This is a genomic window from Jezberella sp. (genome assembly GCF_964834465.1).
The window spans coordinates 21,395-27,944 of the sequence record NZ_CBAZRM010000021.1; the positions used below are offsets into that span (position 1 = coordinate 21,395).

Here is a 6,550-nt window from a genome sequence, read left to right on the forward strand (position 1 = left end):
CATTACCGCTTCTTTTTGGTTGATGGGGGTTCGGGAAGTGCCGCCAACGTCAAGGCAAAGCCGTTGGGGTACCTCAGATCGACATGGGTGATTTCTCGCCCTTGTGTTTTTTGTAAAACTGCGGGCCAAGCCTGCACAAATCTTTGTATGCGAGACGTAAAAGGCAAGGCACCCGGAATACCTGCTTGAGGATCCGGAGCCTCTGCACCAGGATCTCTGCCCAACTCGAGCGTCAATCCGTTGGACAAAGTCACTCGCATTGCATAACGATCGGTCAACACCACCTTTCGCACCGTCGCATTGAGCGGGGCAAACCAGCGCTCTAGCTCTGCGTACCGTTGAATAAACAGCGTCGGCGTCCCCTCTGGCCCCACAAATTGCGGCAGAACTGCATCGTCTTCCAACTCGCCCTGGTTGGCGGTAAACACCTGCCCCCAAGTGCTGATCATCTGATTTTCGTTCCATAAGGCCCATGGCTGTTGCTCTTCGATCGTCACTCGTAAGGTGCTGGGCCAAATCCGGCGAACCATGGCTGTTCTGATCCAGGGCACTGATTCGAGCACCGCTCGCGTTTGATTTAAATTGATCGTAAAGAAATTGCCTTGCAACTTGCCCGTGATAGCCGCTTGAAGGCTGGCTGGCGACACGTATTTCAAACTGGTGTTCGCCGCTGGTTCTATTTCTAAGGTGGTCACTCGAAAGATGGGTCGATTGATGATCCAGAAAATACAACCCGCGAGCATAGCCAAGACTGCCAGTACCGCTAAGGTATTGGCAAGCCGGTTGATAATGCGCGCTTCGCTCCACACAAATTGCTCCGTTTAGGCCGTCATTATTTCAGAAGAAGCTGCGTCAACCTGTGGCGGGCCGACTTTGCAGCTTGCCATTTCAAGAATTTTGACGCACAACTCGGGATAGCTCATCCCAATCGCCTTCGCCGCCATCGGTACGAGAGAGTGCCCCGTCATACCCGGTGACGTATTGATCTCTATCAACCATAGCTGGTCTTGCTCATCGACCATGAAATCAGCCCTGGCCCAGCCTTCACACCCTAGGGCGCGATAGGCCCGCAACGCAAGCTCACAGAGCTGATCGTTGACAGTATCAGCGACCGGTGCTGGGCAAAAATATTGGGTCACGTCGGTAAAGTACTTGTTTTGATAATCGTAGTTGCCTTGGGGCGCGACGATTTGTATCGGTGGCAGTGCTTTCGCGTTGTCGCCTGAGCCAATGATTGCTACCGTGATTTCGCGACCAACAACAAACTGTTCTGCAAGCACGACGCTGTCATACTGCGACGCCTCTTGGTAGGCCGACTTAAGGTCAGCAGGTTGCGTCAACTTGACGACCCCCAGTGTTGAGCCTTCATTTGGTGCTTTCAGCATCATGGGCAATCCAAGTTCACGCATTGCCAATTCCAATTTGTCTATCCGATCAATCTCAATAAAACGTGGCGTCGGCAAACCCGCCTGCAACCAGACTTTCTTAGTCATGATTTTGTCCATGGCAATGCTCGATGCCATGGGCCCGCTGCCGGTATAGGGGATGCCAAGCAACTCCAATAGGCCCTGCAAAGTACCGTCTTCTCCGTACCGCCCATGCAGGGCGATAAATACCCGGTCAAACTTCTGCTCAATCAGCTCAATGATCGATCTCACGCCCGTATCGAACAGATGTGCATCGACTTGCATGCTTTGCAACGCATCGCAAACGCCTTTGCCAGACATCAACGACACTTCTCGTTCTGCTGAACGACCACCGCACAGAACACCAACTTTGCCGAAATGTGCGCTCATGCAGACTCTCCAAAGCTATAGGCTACTTTGCTAATCGATCCCGCACCCATGACGACCACGATGTCTCCGTCAAGGGCAATATTTTTAATAGCCTCTGGCATGTTGCCAACGTCTTCGACAAACACCGGCTCGACTTTGCCCGCCACTCTCACCCCGCGGGCGAGCGCTCGACCATCGGCTGCAACGACAGGTGCCTCACCCGCGGCGTAAACCTCTGTCAGCACCACTGCATCCGCTTCACCCAGCACGCGAACGAAATCCTCAAAACAGTCGCGAGTGCGCGTATAACGATGCGGCTGAAAGGCAAGGACGATTCGGCGATCCGGCCAAGCACCGCGAGCCGCCGCCAGCGTAGCGGCCATTTCAACAGGATGATGACCGTAGTCATCAATGACGGTGAACGTACCGCCCTTGTTGGTCGCAAATTCACCAACTTGGGTAAAGCGCCGGCCCACTCCCCTAAAATTCGACAATGCCGTCGCAATCGCCTGATCGGAGACACCCAACTCCGTGGCGACCGCGATGGCGGCTAAGGCATTGAGAACGTTGTGACGCCCGGGTAGATTAAGCTGCACAGAAAGAGGGGGTAATACTTCATCTCGATACTTGCGTTGCACCGTGAACGACATCCGTGTCCCACTTGCCTCGACGTCAGTGGCATGCACCTGCGCCTCTGCGGTAAACCCATAGGTCGTCACCGGTCTTGAAATAAAAGGGATAATTTCCCTGACATTTGCATCATCGACACACACCACCGCGCTGCCGTAGAACGGCAGACGTTGGGTGAATTCTACGAAGGCACTTTTGAGTTTGGCAACATCGTGACCATAAGTGTCCATATGATCTGCATCGATATTGGTGATGATCGCCATGACGGGCAAAAGGTTCAGGAAGGACGCGTCCGACTCATCTGCCTCAACCACAATGTAGTCACCTTGCCCCAGCGCTGCATTGACACCCGCAGAGTTTAATAAGCCACCGATCACGAACGTTGGATCCAGGCCACCCGCTTCCAGCACGTTCGCTACCAAGCTTGTTGTCGTCGTTTTGCCATGAGTGCCAGCGACCGCGATCCCTCGCTTGAGCCGCATCAACTCTGCCAGCATGACCGCTCTGGGCACCACAGGTATCCGGGCTGCCCGTGCGGCGATGACTTCTGGATTGGTGTTGGCGACTGCCGTCGAGGTGACAATGGCATCTACCCCGCGAACGTTGTCAGCGTGATGGCCCACGGATATTCTCGCCCCCAGACTGGCCAACCGTCGAGTGACCACTGATTCGGCGAGATCTGACCCCGAGATGCGATAGCCCAGATTCAACAGTACCTCGGCAATGCCACTCATCCCTGAGCCGCCAATACCGACGAAATGAATCTGTTCGATACGATGCTTCATTCAATAACCTTACACACTTGTTGGCAAACATTAGCAATCTGAAGTGCTGAATCAGGTAACGCATAGGCCTTCGCCTTGAGTGCGATCTCGGCCAATTCAGGGCGAGTGATGGCTTTTAGCCATTGACTCAACCATTGCGCCGTCAGCTGGCTTTGCTGAATGATCCATCCTGCGCCATGACTGGTCAGGTAATTCGCATTGGCCGTCTGATGATCATCCACCGCATGGGCAAACGGCACAAATAATGCGGCAACCCCAGCTGCAGCGACTTCAGCGACCGTCATCGCACCCGCACGGCAAATCACGAGATCGGCTTGTGACATCGCCTGCGCCATATCTTCTATGAATGGCACACAGGTTGCTGCCACACCGGCTTGTTCATAAGCCTGAGCCAACCCACTGATGTGCTGGCTGCCTGACTGATGGGTGACGATGGGTCGCTCGTGCTCTGCCATCAGGCTGAGTGCCTCTGGCACCGTCTTGTTCAAAACGGTCGCACCCAACGACCCACCTAAAATCAACATACGGAGTCGCCCCGTTCTCTGGGCATAGCGCAATTCGGGTGACGGTAATCCCAATAAGTCAGCGCGCACTGGGTTACCAACCATCTGAGCGTGTTGCATCGCATTGGGCAAACCACACAACGTGCGATGAGCGAATTTCGACAAAATGGCGTTTGTCATCCCTGCGACAGCGTTTTGCTCATGCACCACCAGAGGCACTCGTCTTAACCAAGCAACGAGGCCACCGGGCAGAGCGACGTACCCCCCCATCCCAAGCACCACGCTTGGCTTTAATCGCGCGAAATGCTTCCACACCTGCAGCATCGCCATTAACAACTGAAACGGTGCTTTGATCTTGGCTAACATCCCCTTGCCACGAACGCCAGCAAAACCGACTGCCGACAGAGGATAGCCTCGTGCCGCCACCAACTTACCTTCCATTTTTTCCGGGTTACCTAACCAGGCAACTGTCCACCCTTTGGCTTTCATCACGTCTGCGACCGCTAGACCGGGCATGATATGACCACCAGTCCCACCTGCCATAATGAGGATAACAGCGTTTGTCATGATCGCCCTCCCCTCATCATCAGCCGATTTTCAAAATCAATGCGAGCGACGAGTGCCAAAGCACATAGGTTCATCACGATGCCTGAACCACCATAACTGACAAGGGGCAATGTCAAACCCTTGGTTGGCAGAAGGCCCAGACAAACGCCAATGTTGATGAAGGTCTGCACACCCACCCAGATACCCACACCTTGGGCGACCAGGCCGTTGAACACACGATCCATCGCAATGGCCTGACGACCTATTTCGAAGCATCGTTGAATAACGACGGCAAACAACAACACCATCATCGCTACGCCAGCAAACCCCAACTCTTCACCGATGACCGCCATAATGAAATCCGTATGTGCCTCGGGCAGGTAATGAAGCTTTTCGACACTTGATCCCAACCCCACCCCAAACCATTGACCTCGACCGATCGCAATGAGAGAGTGCGACAGTTGATAGCCACTGCCGAGTGTGGTTGCCGGGTTCCAGGGGTCTAAATACGCAAATATCCTTGCACGGCGCCAGGGGGCTAGCCAAATTAGCATCGCAAACACGAGCGGCAAAAAGCCAGCCAACGCGATGAAGATACGTGCGTTGATACCACCCAAAAACAAAATACCGATGGCGATGCTGACAATCACCATCAGTGCCCCCAAATCCGGTTCTAGCAAGAGCAAGCCTGCGACTGCACCGAGAGCGCACGCCATCGGAATGAAACCTCGCCAAATGCTCTGCATATGTTCTTGTTTTCGAACGGTGTAGTCGGCTGCGTACAGCAAGGCAGTCACTTTCATCAGTTCAGAGGGCTGAAAATTGATCGGCCCGAACGACAACCATCGCACCGCGTGATTCACTTCTTTGCCTAAAATCAGCACCAGTACGAGAAGAATAAGGCAGCCCACAAACATCGCAATGGTGATTTTTTGCCAAGCACTCACAGGCACCGTGTAAACAAGTGCTGCAGCCAGAAAACCGATAGCCACAAATGCCGCATGCCTGGCGACAAAATAGTAACGACCGTAGTTGGCAAAGTGCGGCCCGTCTGCAAGCGCAATCGACGCCGAATACACCATCAGCAAGCCGACCGCCACCAAGGTCAAGACTGCAATAAACAACATGGCATCGTAATTGCGCATGTTGGTGCGATTGGGTCTAACGGCATTAACGCTGTTGGTGAGATCGGCAAATAAGCTCATACAAGCTCTCCTTGCTCGAGCGCGATTTCATTGACGGCATCGATAAAACATAAACCACGGTGGGGATAGTTGTTAAACATGTCGAAGCTCGCACAGGCTGGCGACAAAACAACTGCTTCGCCTTCACATGCCTTGACGAAGGCTTTGCTGACAGCGTCTTGCATGCTGCCTGCCTCTTCGCAGCTGACGTCTGTGACCGACAACGTATCCCGCAAAGTAGCCGCAGCCTCACCAATCAAGACAACATGTTTGACGTGCCGGCTGACGGCTTCAACCAAAGGTGAAAAATCCTGACCCTTACCGACGCCGCCTGCAATCAACACACTACGCTTACCCAACCCGTCGAGGCCAGCCACGGTGGCACCCACATTGGTCCCTTTGCTATCGTTGAAGAAGTCAACTCCGCGCACGCTTCGCACAAATGCCATTCGATGAGGTTCACCCGCATATTCGCGAGCGGCTCGAAGCATAGGCCCCCATGCGGCGCCCGCTGCGTGAGCCAGCAAGAGCGACACCTCTGCGTTCATCGCGTTGTGCAACCCTTTGATAGCAAGTGCTTCAGCAGGCATCATCCGAACGACCCTGCCGGCAGCACGTGTTGGTAGGGTCGCGTCCTTTTTACGCCTTGACACGGTCGGCTGTTCGTTCGCGAACTCATTGGGTTCGCACTTGACTAGCCAGTGCACGCCATGACTTGTCTCAATGCCAATATCGCCCGCCAAACGAGGGCCATCCCGTCCAAACGTCCGCACGTTAACGCCAGCCGGTTCGGCACACATTGCCATCACCAGCGCATCGTCGCGATTTAAAACCAACAGATCTGCGGATTGATAAATACGGGCCTTTGCGGCAACATAGGCACTCATTGAACCGTGCCAATCGAGATGATCCTGAGTCACGTTCAACACAACGGCGGCTGTATAACGCAAGCTAAACACCGCCTCGAGCTGGAAGCTAGATAATTCAAGTACCCAGACATCTGGCAAAGCACCTTCATCCAAGGCATTCATCAGTGCATCAAGCGCTGCTGGGCCGATATTGCCGGCCGCACGCGCACTGATGCCTGATGCCGTCAACATGTGTTGGGTCAGCGCGGTCACCGTGGT

6 protein-coding genes are annotated in these 6,550 nt (G+C 54.1%); all 6 read right to left on the reverse strand.

The window, feature by feature from the left end; genetic code table 11:
- Nucleotides 1–2: 2 nt before the first annotated feature.
- Nucleotides 3–809 (reverse strand): cell division protein FtsQ/DivIB, encoded by an 807-nt coding sequence (locus AC1W8Y_RS14025; RefSeq protein WP_482015117.1) that lies wholly within the window; start codon nt 807–809, stop codon nt 3–5.
- Between the two features lie 12 nt (nt 810–821).
- On the reverse strand, nt 822–1,796 hold the full coding sequence (locus AC1W8Y_RS14030) for a D-alanine--D-alanine ligase (RefSeq protein ID WP_482015118.1): 975 nt from the start codon (nt 1,794–1,796) through the stop codon (nt 822–824).
- Entirely contained in the window at nt 1,793–3,190 is a 1,398-nt protein-coding gene (gene murC / locus AC1W8Y_RS14035; protein WP_482015119.1) for a UDP-N-acetylmuramate--L-alanine ligase, read from the reverse strand. Before murC ends, AC1W8Y_RS14030 begins: the two co-directional genes overlap by 4 nt.
- Entirely contained in the window at nt 3,187–4,260 is a 1,074-nt protein-coding gene (gene murG, locus AC1W8Y_RS14040) for an undecaprenyldiphospho-muramoylpentapeptide beta-N-acetylglucosaminyltransferase (RefSeq protein ID WP_482015120.1), read from the reverse strand. Before murG ends, murC begins: the two co-directional genes overlap by 4 nt.
- Entirely contained in the window at nt 4,257–5,444 is a 1,188-nt protein-coding gene (gene ftsW / locus AC1W8Y_RS14045; RefSeq protein WP_482015121.1) for a putative lipid II flippase FtsW, read from the reverse strand. The genes murG and ftsW overlap by 4 nt, the downstream gene beginning before the upstream one ends.
- A partial coding sequence (gene murD, locus AC1W8Y_RS14050; protein ID WP_482015122.1) for a UDP-N-acetylmuramoyl-L-alanine--D-glutamate ligase occupies nt 5,441–6,550 on the reverse strand: 1,110 nt, incomplete at its 5' end. The genes ftsW and murD, both read right to left, overlap by 4 nt.

What these genes read in the sequence shown, in the direction of transcription:
- AC1W8Y_RS14030 (WP_482015118.1), bottom strand. Translation starts at nt 1,796, where the DNA reads ATGAGCGCACATTTCGGCAAAGTTGGTGTTCTGTGCGGTGGTCGTTCA.
- murC (WP_482015119.1), bottom strand. Translation starts at nt 3,190, where the DNA reads ATGAAGCATCGTATCGAACAGATTCATTTCGTCGGTATTGGCGGCTCA.
- murG (WP_482015120.1), bottom strand. Translation starts at nt 4,260, where the DNA reads ATGACAAACGCTGTTATCCTCATTATGGCAGGTGGGACTGGTGGTCAT.
- ftsW (WP_482015121.1), bottom strand. Translation starts at nt 5,444, where the DNA reads ATGAGCTTATTTGCCGATCTCACCAACAGCGTTAATGCCGTTAGACCC.